Raw genomic sequence first — 13,004 nt, 5'->3', positions numbered from 1 at the left:
AGGTAAGGTGCGATGAAATCTATTACAGAATATATTCCGTTAGTGCATTTTTTAGGTAATGCGTTAGGTAAACAATGTGAAGTTGTTTTGCATGATGTGACGAATTTAGAACATTCGATTGTAGCTATTGCAAATGGTCATGTTAGTGGTAGACAAGTAGGGGGACCGTTAACGGATTTTACGTTAAAATTATTAAAAAATGAGGTTACGAAGCATGAAAACTGGGTAGTTAATTATTGGAGTCAAAGTAAAACGGGTCGAAAATTTAGATCGTCATCTTATTTTTTGCGGAATGCGAAAGGACAGGTCATCGGAGTATTATGTCTAAATTATGATATTCAGAATTATTTAGATATAAGAGATGTATTAGATAAGTTGGTATTAGGTCCTTTAGCTGTAGATTTTATGGAAAAACAAAGTCGAGCGTGTGAAAATTTTAATACGGATGCACAAAGTGTAATAGATGCTATGATTATGAAACGATTAGCACCTTATGAAATAGAGGCAAAGCGATTATCTGTGGGGGAACGGATTAAAATTACAAAGCAATTAAATCATGATGGTTTATTTTTATTAAAAGGGGGAATTAGTGCTTTAGCACGGCATTTATCTGTATCAGAACCGACCATTTATAGATATTTACAACAGATACGGTAATATAGGGGCATAAGAGGTGATGAGGATGAAAAAGGATTGGGAAAAAATAATTGATATATTGCATGATGAGGTAGTTCCAGCTACGGGATGTACGGAACCTGTGTCGTTAGCATTTGCTGCAGCAGTGGCAGCTAGTAAGTTACAAGAACCGGTAGTACGTATACAAGCAAGAGTATCACCTAATTTAATGAAGAATGGAATGGGGGTGATGGTGCCTGGTACGGGTCGACCAGGGTTATATATTGCTGCGGCAGTAGGGGCATTAGGGGGAAATCCTAATGCTGATTTACAGGTTTTAGAAGGCATTACACAAGATCATGTGAATAAAGCTATAGATATGGTTGAACAGCAATTGGTTTCTGTAGATATCGCCTATGATGTGCCTTATGTGTTATATGCAGAAGCGGTTCTTATAGGGAAAGCACATTGCGTCAAAGTTTGTATTTCTGATAGGCACACAAATGTTATATATATAGAAAAAGACGGGAATGTTTTATTTCAAAAATCAGCAGATGATACGAATGACAAGGAAAATAAAGAGGCATTTTTACAGTCATTGACGATAAATAAGATTATTGATTTTGCAGAACAGGTGCCGATAGAAGCGATTCAATTTATAGCTGAAGCGGGTGATATGAATGAAACACTTTCACAGGTAGGTCTGGCCGGAAAATATGGATTGCAAATTGGTGCAACCTTAATGAAGCAGCAACAAAGTGGTCTTATGGGAACGGATTTACAATCAAATGTTATTATCCGTACGGTAGGTGCTTCCGATGCTAGAATGGGTGGAGCCAAGTTACCGGCGATGACCAATTCTGGTTCGGGAAATCAAGGAATTTCTGCTACGATGCCTGTTGTTGTGGTGGCTGATTATGTACACGCCACTACGGAAGAGCGGTTGCGTGCTATGGTTTTATCTCATGCTACGGCTATTTATGCTCATGCGTTTTTGCCTAAGTTATCGGCACTTTGTGCAGCGATGACGGCTTGTATAGGTGCAGCCGTTGGTATGGCCTGGCTACTTTCTAAAAAACATGAACGTTCGGTTATTTGTAATGCGATCTGTAATATGACGGGGGACTTATCTGGCATGATTTGTGATGGTGCAGCAAATAGTTGTTCTATGAAAGTCGCCTCGGCGAGTGCGGCCGCATTTAAAGCGGTGCTGTTAGCGATGGAAGGGATCCGTGTCAGTGGGCATGATGGGGTAGTGGCGTTTGATGTGGATGAATGCATTCGTAATATAGGTATATTGGCTACTTCTGGTATGAAGCAAACGGATGAAGAAATTCTACATATCATGTTAAATAAAAATAAAATGAAAGTGTAGGCATACTATATAGGCTGTATGTATAGGATACAGGTGGTATAATATACATAGCAATAAGCATAACGGAGATGGTGAGGTGGATATTATGCAAAAAAGAAAAGTTGCTGTAATTGGAGCTGGTCATGTAGGATCTCATGTTGCTTTGAGTTTAGCTCAAGCAGGAACAGCAAATGAGATTGTTTTATTGGATTGCGTAAAAGAAAAAGCTGTCGCACAAGCAATGGATATAGATGATTGCTTAAGTGGAGCTTTGTGTGGTTATTCTGTTTCTATTGCGGCAGGTACTTATCAAGATATAGAGGATGCGGATATTTTGATTCTGGCATTTGGGCGTAGTCGTCGTGCTGGTGAAAATAGATTGGATTTATTTGATGATTCTATTCGTATGGCTAATGATATTATTAAACATTTGAAAAGCATACAGTTTAAAGGTATCATGATTAGTATTTCTAATCCCGCCGATATTATTTGTGAATATATCCGACGAAAAATGGGATGGGATAGAAAACGTTGTTTTTGTACTGGTACAGGGTTAGAAACATATCGTTTATTACGGGTATTATCCAGACGTACGGGTATTAATCGACGGGATATCAATGGATTTTGTATGGGTGAACACGGAAACTCGGGATTTATTGTGTGGTCGCATGTATATTTACGCAACACCCCTATTTTGCATATTCACAAAGATGCGTTTTCTGAAGATGTTTTGGATAAACAGACTATTCAAGAAGAAGTTCGTTGGGCTGGCGATATGGAAGTTGAAAATAAAGGATGCACTGAGTTTGGGATTGCTAATGTAGTCAATCAATTAGTGGCGGATATTTTTGGTGATCAAAAAAGAATGCATCCTTGTTCGGTGGCATTAAAAGGAGAGTATGGACAAATTGATGTTGCTGTTGGGGTTCCTTGTATAGTAGGAAAAAATGGGATTGAAAAAGTACTTGAAATACCTTTGACAGCGGAAGAACAAGAAGCGTTTGTACACACGTGTGAGATTATCAAGGGATTTTTAAAACGTGCCGATGAAGTGCAGTAATGGGATAAATCAACCGTATGATAAAGTAACTTGATAGGGAAAGGTTAAATTGCTCTTTCTTTTTTATCAGCATATCTTGACTACATTGGTATAGTATTTTATAATGTAGAATAATAAAAGATATTTATAATTAAATGTATAATAAAAAAAAGCTGGTCATGATGTAATCATGACCAGTTGATGTATAAGGAGAACAATATGAAAAAAATTATGGCATTTTATTTAACGGACTGTCCTTATTGCAAAAAGGCTAAGGAAGCATTACAAGAGTTAAAAAATGAATATGATGAGTATCGTGATATTATGGTGGAATGGCATGAAGAAATGCAAGAACCTGAAATGGTTACAGGGTATGTTTATACGTATGTACCTGTTATGTATTGGGAACAGGAAAAATTATATGAAGCTCAGCCAGGACAAACATATGATGAAATTAAGGCATTTGTAAAAGCTGCATTAGATAAAGTGTCAAAAAAGGGTTAATACGGTAAGATTGACTCTATAGCGGTAGCACATTTTTCGACAGCAATACGCAATGTTTCTTTTGATATAATTAAGGGAGGATTAAAATATAAGACATCGCCGATAGGTCGTAAAACGAGTCCGTCTTTCATGGCATTTCTAAAGATATGCCAACCGATCCTTCGCGTGGAATTAAAAGCTTTTTTTGTTTTTTTATCTTGTACTAATTCGATGGCGTTAATCATATTTATATGACGTATTTCCCCTATATTGGGATGATCTTTTAGACGATTTTTTAAGCAAGTATGTAAATAAAGTGCTTTCTCTCTTGATTTTTTTATTACTTGATCGCGGTTGAGTATTTTTAATACTTCTACAGCCGTGGTACAAGCTAGTGGATTGCCAGCATAGGTGTGACTATGCATAAATGCCTTGTGCTTATTGTAATCAGCATAGAATGATTGATATATTTTTTCGGAGGTAATCGTCAAAGCCATGGGTAAATAACCGCCCGTTAGTCCTTTAGAAGTACATAATATATCGGGACTTACATGGGCTTGTTCAATGGCAAACATTGTTCCCGTTCGACCGAAACCCGCTGCAATTTCATCGTCAATTAATAATACGCCATAGGCCGCACACAATTCTTTTAATTTTGTTAAATAGGCAGGCGGATACATCCGCATACCGGCAGCACCTTGTAATAATGGTTCAACGATGAGGGCAACCGTGTCTTGCCCGTGTAGATCAAATGCGTGTTCCGCATATTCAAAACATTCACATTGACAAGTCGTGCGTGTTTTATGATAAGGACATCGATAGCAGTCTAAGCCGTCAATGCGAATATTTTCCATTAATAGAGGCTTATATAAACGGGCATATAAATCCATCGCACCCACGGATAAAGCACCGATGGTTTCTCCGTGGTAGGCACTATTTAGACACATATATTTTGTTCGATGGGTTTGTCCAATTTGTAATTGATATTGAAAAGCCATTTTTAAGGCGCATTCCACGGCGGAGGAACCGTTATCACAAAATTGAAAACGAGTTAACCCTTCAGGTAAAAGTGGTAATAAGGCTTGGCAAAGTCGTATTGCTGGTTCATGGGAAAAATTAGAAAAAATAACATGCTCCAAGGTGTCGAGTTGTTTTTTTATAGCTGCATTGATTTCAGGATGACAATGACCAAGTAAATTACACCACCAAGAACTAATGATATCAATATATTCTTTACCTTCATTGTCATATAAATAGCAATCTTTGGCATGATCAATAATAATAGGGGGGAAGACTTCTCCGTCTTTCATTTGTTGTGCTGGATGCCAAATGTGCATCTTATCTAGCATTGTTAAATTCGTTGATAACATGGTTATACTCCTTCGTATAAGGCGGCTAGTTTAGTTATATCTGCATCAAGTAATTGGGCATTTTCTGGAACTTTGGCGATAAGCGGTAATTGCGTTAATTCTTGTATGAGTGCGATATTATCATTTTCCATCAAGGTGTCATGATAATAGTTGGCAATAAATCCTTTTACAGGAAGATTATAAGATTTCATATAGTGGGCAGTTAAGACAAAGGCGTTGATAGAACCTAGCCCAATAGGCCCAACAATGATAGATGGGATATGCAGCCAACGAATAATGTCGGCTAAATAGTAGGATTGAGTAGAATCATGACGAATAGGACAAATAATTCCGCCACTACCTTCTACGGTTACATACGGATAGGTAGATAATACTTGCCGCCAGCCAGTTAAAATTATCTCTTTTTCAATTGGTCGGTTTTCTAGTTTACTTGCTAAATGAGGAGAAACTGCATGTTGAAAAAGATAAGGAACTAACATACTTTCGGGTTCGTTGATTTGAGCGATACGGTTTACGTAGCCTGCATCACTTTCATATAGCGACGTAGCACCACTAATAGCGGCTTTATAATAGCCAACATTGTAATTGGCTTGGCGAAGTGTTTTGATTAATAGGGCAGTTATATAGGTTTTTCCTACATCAGTACCTGTTCCGGTTATGAATAATCTATTAGACATAATAGACTCCTTTTTATAAAATTAACTTATTGAAATGTAATTTTTTGGCAATTAGGGCAGCTAATGCACAAAGGCAAATATCGCCAGGAACGGCTAGAATAAAGCAGTATAAAAATAATGACCACAGTGTCATTTCCTGGCCTAAATATAAGGTAGTTATAGCATATAGATATACCATTCCACCAGCGTAGACAATTAAAAGTCCTACGATATTAATAAAAAATAAATTAATAAATGACCAATGGGATATTCGCCTAGACATATAACCAATGGCAATTGAACCAAGCATAAAGCTGAGTAAATAACCAAAGGTAGGTTGGAAGATGTATGCAGGACCACCACCGGCAGTAAATATAGGTAATCCGAAAAGACCTAATATAATGTAGAGTCCTACGGCAAGACCACCACCATAGCTACCCAATAATAGTCCAGCTAATGTAGTAAACAATAATTGAAGTGTAAATGGACATATGGGAACGGGAATACGAATAAAAGCACCGATAGCTATTAACGCGGTGAAGATAGCAATAAATACTAGTAATCTTGGATTTGATAAAGAGTTTGTTGATGTGTTTTTCATTAAAAGACACTCCTTTTTTTGAAAGTATGATTTTTCTGCCTATTAGTATACGAATAAAAAAAAGATATGTCAACATTTACTACTATAATCTAAGTTAACAATATAACCGATTTTGATACTTGATTAGGAGGATAATATGCGTGTTGGAGAAGGAATTATAGAAGAAATTTTAGAAGATGGGTTGGCTAAAGTTAGAGTGAATAAAGATAGTGTATATGTAGTGTGTGGGTCTTGCTTTGGTGCAGAACGAGTGGTTATTACAGCACATAATAAAATTGGTGCACAAAAAGGCGAAAATATACAGTATCATGTAGAAGATAGCCATTTAATTTATGGATCTTTTTTATGTTTTATATTGCCTTTGTTATTTATTGCTGTGGGAGTAGGTAGTGGCTATGGTATTGGTATAGAATTAGGATATAATATGGTTCTTTGTGCGATAGGAGGAGCTATTATCGGCATTTTAGTATCTATGGGATTTTGGAAGTTAGTAGATCGAAATATTTCTGCTATGGTAGATTCTAGACCTTGTATTTGTAAGATTTTAGAATCAGAAGAAAATGATGGGATGGAAGAAGATATATAAAATAAGTAGGAGAGCATCTACGCTCTCCTACTTATTTTATTCAAAAAAAAAACTCCTCATAAAAGGAGTTTTTGGAGCCACTTATTGGATTTGAACCAACGACCCTCTCATTACGAATGAGATGCTCTACCAGCTGAGCTAAAGTGGCAAGTACTTGTTTAGTATAATATTTAAAACTAGTTTTGTCAATACATTGCAAAGGAACATTGAAGGAGAAATGAGGAATCGGTATGGAGTATAAGATTACATCTAGGTGTGTGCTTTGTTATTATTGTGTGCAAATTGCTCCTATGGTGTTTTTTTATGATTCAGAAGCAAAACATATATGTATACAAAATATTGTGAACGATGAAGCAACGGTGGAATTGTTAGAAGATGCTCGCAGTTGTTGTCCGACTGGAGCTATTATAAAATGATGTAGAGCATGTTGACAGAGAAAGAAAAAAATGGTATGTTTAAAATAAGTTAGGTACGTGAAGCAACCTAGCTTTTTTAAGTTGCATACATTCGCTTGACTTTGTTGATAGCTTGTGATAAATTATAAAAGCAGTCTTAGACAAGCAAGAAAGCTTGTAAGTATTTTTAAGTGAGGTGTAAGGAATGCGTACAGCGATTACATTGGCATGCACAGAGTGCAAACAACGTAACTACCAAACGAACAAGAATAAGAAAAACAATCCAGATCGTTTAGAGTTAAGAAAATACTGCCCGTTCTGTAAAAAGGAAACATTACATAAAGAAACAAAATAATAAGGGTTATTATGCTTATTTGATTGCGAGAGGGAATATGGCAAGTGTAGCTAAAAAAACAGCACAAAAGAATAAGAAAAAGCCAAACAATTCTTTTTTTCAAGGCGTAAAAGCGGAAATGAAAAGAGTCATTTGGCCGACAAGACGAGAATTGATTAACTACGTTATTATGGTAGTAGTAACAACAGTGATTGTAATGGCTGTTATGGGCATCTCGGATGGAGTGTTTTCACGTATATTTAATATACTCCGTTTAATTGTCGGATAGGAGGCTCGCACGCATGGAACATGAAATGAAATGGTATGTTATTCATACGTATTCCGGCTATGAAAACAAGGTTATGGCCACATTGGAACGGAAAGTAAAATCAATGGGTATGGAAAATGTAATACATCGGATTTTAGTACCAATGGAAGATGAAGTGGATATGAAGGACGGAAAAAAACGCATTGTTAAGCGTAAAATATTTCCAGGTTATGTCCTTGTAGAAATGGAAGTCAATGATCGTTCATGGTATGTTGTTCGTAATACTCCCGGGGTTACAGGATTTGTCGGCTCAGCAACAAAGCCTACACCTTTGAATGAGGCGGAAGTTAAAAATATTTTGAAAACTCAAGGGGTAGATGAGGAACCTAAAGTACAGATTTCTGTTGAGATAGGAGAACAAGTACGCATTACATCTGGTCCATTTGAAAATTTTGTGGCGACTGTTACAGAAATTAATGAAGAAAAGGGAACCATTAAAGGTCTCATTGATATGTTTGGTCGTGAAACAACCGTTGAAGTCGATTATTCTCAAATTGAGAATAATCTGGAATAAATACTTCTTAATACGAGAATATTCTCGTGAGTGGGAGAATGAAAATTCGCTTACCACATCTTGTAATGTAAGGAGGTGTAATACACCGTGGCAAAAAAAGTAGCAAAAATGGTAAAACTTCAGTGTGAAGCAGGCAAAGCAACTCCAGCACCTCCGATTGGTCCGGCATTAGGCCAAGCGGGTGTAAATATTATGGCGTTTGTAAAGGAATTTAACGAACGCACAGCAAAACAGGCTGGTTATATCATTCCAGTTGAAATAACTGTATATGATGACCGTTCTTTTACTTTTATTACGAAAACTCCGCCTGCAGCTGTTCTTTTGAAAAAAGCAGCTGGCATTGAAAAGGCATCGGGAGAACCGAATAAAAAGAAAGTCGCTAAAGTTAGCCGCGATCAAGTTCGCGAAATTGCAACGACAAAAATGCCCGATTTAAATGCTAACGACGTGGATCAAGCTATGAAATTGATTGAAGGTACAGCACGTAGCATGGGAATTGAAGTTGTCGACTAAGTAGAGGCTGGCGTGGAAGGGGAGGCCCCCGTTAAACCACAGAGGAGGATTTTAGATGGCTAAAGTAGGTAAAAAATATGCCGAAGCCGTAAAATTGTTTGAAAGAGATAAACAATATGATCCGGCAGAAGCAATTGATATTATCAAAAAAATGGATACTGCTAAATTTGACGAAACGGTAGAATTAGCAGTTAATTTAAATGTAGACCCCAAGTATGCGGATCAGCAGGTCCGTGGTGCTTTGGTTCTTCCCCATGGGGTAGGTAAAACAAAATCTGTTTTAGTATTTGCTCAAGGGGAAAAAGAGAAAGAAGCAAAAGATGCAGGTGCAGATTTTGTTGGGGGAGAAGATTTAATTGAAAAAATTAAAGGCGGCTGGTTAGATTTTGATGTTGCTATTGCCACCCCTAATATGATGGGAAAAGTAGGACGCTTAGGTAAGGTGTTAGGTCCAAAAGGATTAATGCCGAATCCAAAAGTGGGGACTGTTACGATGGACGTAGCAAAAGCTGTATCAGAAAGTAAAGCTGGTAAAGTTGAATACCGTACAGATAAAGCGGGCAATATTCATTCTCCCATTGGTAAAAAATCATTTGAAGTAAATAAATTGGTTGAAAACTTAACCACTTTAGTAGATACGTTGGTAAAAGTAAAACCCGCGGGTGCTAAAGGACAATATATTAAGTCGATCACGGTGAGCTCTACGATGAGTCCGGGAGTTCGAATTAATCCGTTTAGCGTAAAAGGCGTTATTAAAGCGGAAGAAAATTAATATCTCTCTTAGCTGTAGACTGAAGGTATGTATAATGGACGAAAGTCCGCCATCTGAGGCTATGATACTAGTGTTTTAATTAATGATGTACTAGTTGGCCTCTTATATGAGGCCTTTTTTTGTGCTAAGATGATATAAATCCTAAAATGAGGAGGTGTATTAAAGAATATGTCTATGTATGCAAAACATGAGGTTTCACCTGAAAAAGCGGCCGTAGTAGCAGATATGAAAGAAAAGTTACAATCTGCAAAAGGAGCAGTCTTAGTTGGGTTTACAGGTTTAACGGTAGCCGAAGTCACAAAACTGCGTCGTAAATTTTTAGCTGGAAATGTGGAATATAAGGTTATTAAAAATACGTTAACTCGTATTGCTGCCAATGAAGTTGGTTATGATAAATTAGGTGAATTTTTAGAAGGACCAACAGCATTAGCTTATTCTACGGAAGATGTTGTGGCACCAGCTAAAATTCTTAAAGAATTTATTAAAGAAACTAAAACAGAAGCCATTACGGTAAAAGTAGGGATTGCAGACGGTCAAGTTGTTGATGCAAAAGCCGTAGACGCATTGGCTAATTTGCCAAGTCGCGAAGAACTCTTGGCAAAAATTGTGGGCAGTATGCAAGCACCTATTTCTGGATTGGTCAATGTATTGCAAGGCAATATTCGTAATGCCGTATATGCATTTGAAGCGGTACGGGCTAAGAAGGCTGAACAAGAAAGTGCATAATGTATGTATCTTAGAATTTAATTCATAATATATTTATTTGGAGGAATTTAAAATGACTAAAGAAGAAATTTTGCAAGCCATTGAAAGTATGACTGTATTAGAACTTTCCGAACTCGTGAAAGATATGGAAGAAAAATTTGGTGTATCCGCTGCTGCTCCTGTAGCTGTAGCTGCTGCTCCTGCAGCTGGTGGTGCAGCTGGTGAAGAAAAAAGCGAATTTGATGTAATTCTTGCTGCTGCTGGCGATAAGAAAATTAATGTTATTAAAGTAGTTCGTGAAGCTACTGGACTTGGCTTGAAAGAAGCTAAAGCATTAGTTGACGGTGCTCCTAAACCTGTAAAAGAAGGTGCTGCAAAGGCTGATGCAGAAGCTTTGAAAGCTAAACTTGAAGAAGCCGGTGCTACAGTTGAATTAAAATAAGTTTATTTTTAAGCCTCGTTCTATTTATAGGTCGAGGCTTTTTTTTATTATTTATAATTTGGTATAATAAAAAATAATAAGCATAAAGGAGTATGGTTATATGAATAACATAATGGAGGCAATGAAAACACGGCGTAGTATTCGAAAATTTCTTGATAAAATGGTACCAGAAGCACAATTAGAAGAAATTATTCAGGCGGGATTATATGCTGCGAGTAGTCGGAATCGACAAGCGACTAAAATTGTTTCTGTAACTAATTCAGTCATATGTCAGCAATTAAGAGAATTAAATAGAAAAGCATGGGGAAAACCAGAAGGAATAGATCCTTTTTATGGAGCACCTGTTATATTGGTAGTTTTAGCAGATCGGACGTTTCCTAATGGGGTATATGATGGAAGTTTGGTGATGGGAAATTTGATGTTGGCAGCACATGCATTGGGTGTGGGAAGTTGTTGGATTCATCGTGCTAGAGAGGTTTTTGATACAGCAGAAGGAAAACAGTTATTGGTACAATGGGGGATAGAAGGGGATTATGAAGGTATTGGACATTGCGCTTTAGGCTATGTCGACGGAGGAGTACCGGGCGATATACCGCGTAAACCCAATAGAGTTGTTTATATAAAATAATAAAACTTGTAGCTTTTTTGCTACAAGTTTTATTATTTTATATAAGTTAACATATCGTCAATTTTTCAACAATTAATTGTATTAAAAAGTACAAAATAATGCGGTTGACATATGATATTGAGAGTGGTAGTATAGCACTATACTCAAGGCAAATACTATATAGTAAGTGATAATTATTACAATAAATTATATGCTAAAAAGCACATAATAAAATTATGTTTTACAGAAGTTAACTTCTCTCTTTGGGTATTATTGGTATAAAACAATACTATTTAGTAGGAGGGATTTTATGGTAGATATAAAGCCACATGTTACGCTAAATAAACAAGCTAAAGACATTATTCACCAAAGTTATAAAAATCATCAAGGTAAGCGGTTAGCACTTTGGATACTTGCTTTGATTATCGGTGGTATTTTGGGAACATTAGGAAATGGTGTATTAGATCAAATTTTTGCTTTTATTGCAACCGTATTTACTCGTTTATTTCAGTTTATTGCTTTGCCAACCATATCTTTGGCAGTGATTACAACCCTTGCAGCTTTAGGTGGTAAACGAAATACGGGCCGTATTTTTGCACACGCGGTTACTTATACATTGTTAACAACTGTTTGTTCTGCTTTCATCGGATTAATTTTATTTATTTTTATTAGACCAGGAAACCTACCTTTAGATTTAGTTCATGCAGGGGTGGAACGTGTGCCAGAAAAATTGGTTAATGTATCATATTATGAACATTTTTTATCGGTTATTCCTAATAATATCATACAACCATTTTTAGATGGTAATGTACTTTCTGTTATGATTATTTCTGCAGCCATTGGCTTGGCCTTGGCGTTCATGCCTAAAAATGAGCATCAAAAAGCATTATTACAAGCTATTTTAGGATTACAAGATGTTTTATTTGTTTTAATTCGTGCATTGTTATGGATTTTACCGCTTGGGATTTTATCCTTTTCTGCTCAACTTTCTGCACAAATCGCTGCCGGTATTTTAGTTGGCGCATTGGGGAAATACACGCTGGTTATTATTATGGGAAATATGATACAATTTTTCATTGTTTTGCCGCTGTATTTACTTGCTCGAGGCTTAAATCCTTTTCATGTATTTAAAAATATGTTACCAGCGATCGCCGTTGCTTTATTTTCTAAGAGTTCAGCGGGAACTCTACCGGTTACATTAGCTTCAGCGGAAAACAATTTGCATGTAAATCCTGAAGTATCTCGATTTGTTTTACCTATTTGTACGACAATTAATATGAATGGATGTGCTGCATTTATTTTAGTGACATCTTTATTTTTGTTACAGAATGGGGGCGTAGTTCTTACTTGGCCTATAATGATTTTGTGGTTGTTTATTGCTGTTTTCGCAGCAATTGGTAATGCAGGAGTTCCGATGGGATGCTATTTTTTGACGTTATCATTAATGTCTTCAGTCGGAGCACCGATAGGTATTATGGGTATTATTTTACCTATTTATACTATTATCGATATGATTGAAACCGCAGAAAATGTATGGTCTGATTCGGTAGTTTGTGCAATGACAGATCATGATTTAAAAGGAAAATTAATAGAAGAGTAGTAAAATAAGTGAAGGCATGTAGTCTTCACTTATTTTACATAAAAATGTCTTGACAGTAGAATAAAAGTAAGATATACTAAATAAGCTTTA

General features: G+C 36.5%; 18 protein-coding genes and 1 tRNA gene. 15 read left to right on the top strand and 4 right to left on the bottom strand.

Annotation, left to right across the window (positions count from 1 at the left end; translation table 11 throughout):
• Positions 1–12: 12 nt before the first annotated feature.
• The 4 genes from HMPREF3182_RS05785 to HMPREF3182_RS05770 all read left to right on the top strand — a co-directional run bounded on the left by HMPREF3182_RS05785 (position 13) and on the right by HMPREF3182_RS05770 (position 3,512).
• Complete coding sequence (locus tag HMPREF3182_RS05785; protein ID WP_062486126.1) at positions 13–657, top strand: helix-turn-helix transcriptional regulator; 645 nt, start codon at positions 13–15, stop codon at positions 655–657.
• Between the two features lie 25 nt (positions 658–682).
• A complete protein-coding gene (locus HMPREF3182_RS05780; RefSeq protein WP_062486123.1) occupies positions 683–1,990 on the top strand; it encodes an L-cysteine desulfidase family protein in 1,308 nt (435 codons plus the stop codon).
• An 85-nt stretch (positions 1,991–2,075) separates the two neighbouring features.
• The gene (locus HMPREF3182_RS05775; protein WP_007393239.1) at positions 2,076–3,029 is read left to right on the top strand and encodes a lactate/malate family dehydrogenase; all 954 of its coding nucleotides are present in this window, start codon (positions 2,076–2,078) and stop codon (positions 3,027–3,029) included.
• Positions 3,030–3,227: 198 nt separating this feature from the next.
• The gene (locus HMPREF3182_RS05770) at positions 3,228–3,512 is read left to right on the top strand and encodes a glutaredoxin family protein (protein ID WP_007393142.1); all 285 of its coding nucleotides are present in this window, start codon (positions 3,228–3,230) and stop codon (positions 3,510–3,512) included.
• Here HMPREF3182_RS05770 and bioA read toward each other — a convergent pair.
• The 3 genes from bioA to HMPREF3182_RS05755 are packed head-to-tail and all read right to left on the bottom strand — an operon-like array spanning position 3,509 to position 6,118.
• A complete protein-coding gene (gene bioA / locus HMPREF3182_RS05765; protein WP_062486120.1) occupies positions 3,509–4,861 on the bottom strand; it encodes an adenosylmethionine--8-amino-7-oxononanoate transaminase in 1,353 nt (450 codons plus the stop codon). The two genes, HMPREF3182_RS05770 and bioA, sit on opposite strands and share 4 nt — an antisense overlap.
• A gap of 2 nt (positions 4,862–4,863) precedes the next feature.
• A complete protein-coding gene (bioD, locus tag HMPREF3182_RS05760; protein WP_062486118.1) occupies positions 4,864–5,538 on the bottom strand; it encodes a dethiobiotin synthase in 675 nt (224 codons plus the stop codon).
• 13 nt (positions 5,539–5,551) lie between these two features.
• The gene (locus HMPREF3182_RS05755; protein WP_062486115.1) at positions 5,552–6,118 is read right to left on the bottom strand and encodes a biotin transporter BioY; all 567 of its coding nucleotides are present in this window, start codon (positions 6,116–6,118) and stop codon (positions 5,552–5,554) included.
• Between the two features lie 136 nt (positions 6,119–6,254).
• Here HMPREF3182_RS05755 and HMPREF3182_RS05750 point away from each other — a divergent pair, with 136 nt between their 5' ends.
• Positions 6,255–6,704, top strand: a complete 450-nt coding sequence (locus HMPREF3182_RS05750; protein ID WP_062486113.1) for a SoxR reducing system RseC family protein — start codon at positions 6,255–6,257, stop codon at positions 6,702–6,704.
• Positions 6,705–6,776: 72 nt separating this feature from the next.
• On the opposite strand, the gene HMPREF3182_RS05745 is transcribed toward HMPREF3182_RS05750, so the two are convergent.
• A tRNA-Thr gene (locus HMPREF3182_RS05745) sits at positions 6,777–6,852 on the bottom strand.
• Positions 6,853–6,934: 82 nt separating this feature from the next.
• Here HMPREF3182_RS05745 and HMPREF3182_RS05740 point away from each other — a divergent pair.
• From HMPREF3182_RS05740 to HMPREF3182_RS05700, 10 genes are all read left to right on the top strand, one after another.
• Positions 6,935–7,120: a ferredoxin gene (locus HMPREF3182_RS05740; RefSeq protein ID WP_062486110.1), complete on the top strand. Its 186-nt coding sequence runs from the start codon at positions 6,935–6,937 to the stop codon at positions 7,118–7,120.
• A 184-nt stretch (positions 7,121–7,304) separates the two neighbouring features.
• Positions 7,305–7,454: a 50S ribosomal protein L33 gene (gene rpmG / locus HMPREF3182_RS07485; RefSeq protein ID WP_071777862.1), complete on the top strand. Its 150-nt coding sequence runs from the start codon at positions 7,305–7,307 to the stop codon at positions 7,452–7,454.
• 37 nt (positions 7,455–7,491) lie between these two features.
• Positions 7,492–7,722, top strand: coding sequence for a preprotein translocase subunit SecE (gene secE, locus HMPREF3182_RS05735; protein ID WP_007393262.1), 231 nt, complete (start codon positions 7,492–7,494; stop codon positions 7,720–7,722).
• A 13-nt stretch (positions 7,723–7,735) separates the two neighbouring features.
• Entirely contained in the window at positions 7,736–8,275 is a 540-nt protein-coding gene (gene nusG / locus HMPREF3182_RS05730; protein ID WP_007393261.1) for a transcription termination/antitermination protein NusG, read from the top strand.
• 87 nt (positions 8,276–8,362) lie between these two features.
• On the top strand, positions 8,363–8,788 hold the full coding sequence (gene rplK, locus HMPREF3182_RS05725; RefSeq protein ID WP_007393257.1) for a 50S ribosomal protein L11: 426 nt from the start codon (positions 8,363–8,365) through the stop codon (positions 8,786–8,788).
• 55 nt (positions 8,789–8,843) lie between these two features.
• The gene (gene rplA / locus HMPREF3182_RS05720) at positions 8,844–9,560 is read left to right on the top strand and encodes a 50S ribosomal protein L1 (RefSeq protein WP_062486107.1); all 717 of its coding nucleotides are present in this window, start codon (positions 8,844–8,846) and stop codon (positions 9,558–9,560) included.
• 168 nt (positions 9,561–9,728) lie between these two features.
• A complete protein-coding gene (gene rplJ / locus HMPREF3182_RS05715) occupies positions 9,729–10,286 on the top strand; it encodes a 50S ribosomal protein L10 (RefSeq protein ID WP_007393259.1) in 558 nt (185 codons plus the stop codon).
• Between the two features lie 52 nt (positions 10,287–10,338).
• Entirely contained in the window at positions 10,339–10,707 is a 369-nt protein-coding gene (gene rplL, locus HMPREF3182_RS05710) for a 50S ribosomal protein L7/L12 (RefSeq protein WP_007393258.1), read from the top strand.
• A 100-nt stretch (positions 10,708–10,807) separates the two neighbouring features.
• Positions 10,808–11,335, top strand: a complete 528-nt coding sequence (locus HMPREF3182_RS05705) for a nitroreductase (protein WP_062486104.1) — start codon at positions 10,808–10,810, stop codon at positions 11,333–11,335.
• A 289-nt stretch (positions 11,336–11,624) separates the two neighbouring features.
• Positions 11,625–12,914 (top strand): dicarboxylate/amino acid:cation symporter, encoded by a 1,290-nt coding sequence (locus HMPREF3182_RS05700; RefSeq protein WP_062486101.1) that lies wholly within the window; start codon positions 11,625–11,627, stop codon positions 12,912–12,914.
• The last annotated feature ends 90 nt before the right edge of the window (positions 12,915–13,004 follow it).

It is taken from the genome of Megasphaera hutchinsoni (genome assembly GCF_001553405.1).
GTDB lineage: Bacteria > Bacillota > Negativicutes > Veillonellales > Megasphaeraceae > Megasphaera > Megasphaera hutchinsoni.
The sequence above is the reverse complement of the archived record's forward strand: the minus strand, read 5'-3'. Positions and strand labels throughout refer to the sequence as shown.

Excerpts from the sequence above, each read along its gene's own strand:
- HMPREF3182_RS05785 (WP_062486126.1), top strand. The coding sequence starts at position 13 with ATGAAATCTATTACAGAATATATTCCGTTAGTGCATTTTTTAGGTAAT.
- HMPREF3182_RS05780 (WP_062486123.1), top strand. The coding sequence starts at position 683 with ATGAAAAAGGATTGGGAAAAAATAATTGATATATTGCATGATGAGGTA.
- HMPREF3182_RS05775 (WP_007393239.1), top strand. The coding sequence starts at position 2,076 with ATGCAAAAAAGAAAAGTTGCTGTAATTGGAGCTGGTCATGTAGGATCT.
- HMPREF3182_RS05770 (WP_007393142.1), top strand. The coding sequence starts at position 3,228 with ATGAAAAAAATTATGGCATTTTATTTAACGGACTGTCCTTATTGCAAA.
- bioA (WP_062486120.1), bottom strand. The coding sequence starts at position 4,861 with ATGTTATCAACGAATTTAACAATGCTAGATAAGATGCACATTTGGCAT.
- bioD (WP_062486118.1), bottom strand. The coding sequence starts at position 5,538 with ATGTCTAATAGATTATTCATAACCGGAACAGGTACTGATGTAGGAAAA.
- HMPREF3182_RS05755 (WP_062486115.1), bottom strand. The coding sequence starts at position 6,118 with ATGAAAAACACATCAACAAACTCTTTATCAAATCCAAGATTACTAGTA.
- HMPREF3182_RS05750 (WP_062486113.1), top strand. The coding sequence starts at position 6,255 with ATGCGTGTTGGAGAAGGAATTATAGAAGAAATTTTAGAAGATGGGTTG.
- HMPREF3182_RS05740 (WP_062486110.1), top strand. The coding sequence starts at position 6,935 with ATGGAGTATAAGATTACATCTAGGTGTGTGCTTTGTTATTATTGTGTG.
- rpmG (WP_071777862.1), top strand. The coding sequence starts at position 7,305 with ATGCGTACAGCGATTACATTGGCATGCACAGAGTGCAAACAACGTAAC.
- secE (WP_007393262.1), top strand. The coding sequence starts at position 7,492 with ATGGCAAGTGTAGCTAAAAAAACAGCACAAAAGAATAAGAAAAAGCCA.
- nusG (WP_007393261.1), top strand. The coding sequence starts at position 7,736 with ATGGAACATGAAATGAAATGGTATGTTATTCATACGTATTCCGGCTAT.
- rplA (WP_062486107.1), top strand. The coding sequence starts at position 8,844 with ATGGCTAAAGTAGGTAAAAAATATGCCGAAGCCGTAAAATTGTTTGAA.
- rplJ (WP_007393259.1), top strand. The coding sequence starts at position 9,729 with ATGTCTATGTATGCAAAACATGAGGTTTCACCTGAAAAAGCGGCCGTA.
- rplL (WP_007393258.1), top strand. The coding sequence starts at position 10,339 with ATGACTAAAGAAGAAATTTTGCAAGCCATTGAAAGTATGACTGTATTA.
- HMPREF3182_RS05705 (WP_062486104.1), top strand. The coding sequence starts at position 10,808 with ATGAATAACATAATGGAGGCAATGAAAACACGGCGTAGTATTCGAAAA.
- HMPREF3182_RS05700 (WP_062486101.1), top strand. The coding sequence starts at position 11,625 with ATGGTAGATATAAAGCCACATGTTACGCTAAATAAACAAGCTAAAGAC.